Origin of the sequence: Cognatundibacterium luofuense, assembly GCF_018139685.1 — a bacterium.
GTDB classification, from domain to species: Bacteria; Pseudomonadota; Gammaproteobacteria; order Burkholderiales; family Burkholderiaceae_D; genus Undibacterium; species Undibacterium luofuense.
The window spans coordinates 1-356 of record NZ_JAGSPN010000316.1 but is presented as its reverse complement, the minus strand read 5'-3'; the positions used below and the strand labels follow the sequence as shown (position 1 = coordinate 356).

Below are 356 nucleotides of genomic sequence, written 5' to 3'. Positions count from 1 at the left end.
ACACGAATTCGCCTAAGTCGTGGTAATTGCCTGAAAGTTTTACGTCAATGGGTAATTCTGCATAGTAGTCTTTAATTACAGGCACACCCGGCTTAAACGAATCAAACTGCAGACCCCGGCCAGCACCAGCCTGGTTAATATCAGACAGCAAAGCATCCATTTCTGCCTTACTCGGCAATTGCTTTTCCATGGTCGCTACATATTGCTGCACTAAGGCACGCTGGTCTTTCAAGGCATCCAGATTGATCGCCTGCTGCATCTTGTCACGGTATTGCTGCTTAAGGGCCTGCTCTTCCTGCTGACGCGCCTCGATTTCTTCGGTTTGGGTGCTCCAGTAAAAAAACCAGCCCAATCCT

General features: G+C 48.6%; 1 protein-coding gene. It reads right to left on the bottom strand.

Annotated elements, in window-relative coordinates; genetic code table 11:
* Nucleotides 1-356: type IV pilus inner membrane component PilO (locus tag KDM89_RS20585; protein ID WP_212689715.1), on the bottom strand; the 356-nt coding region annotated here is incomplete at both ends.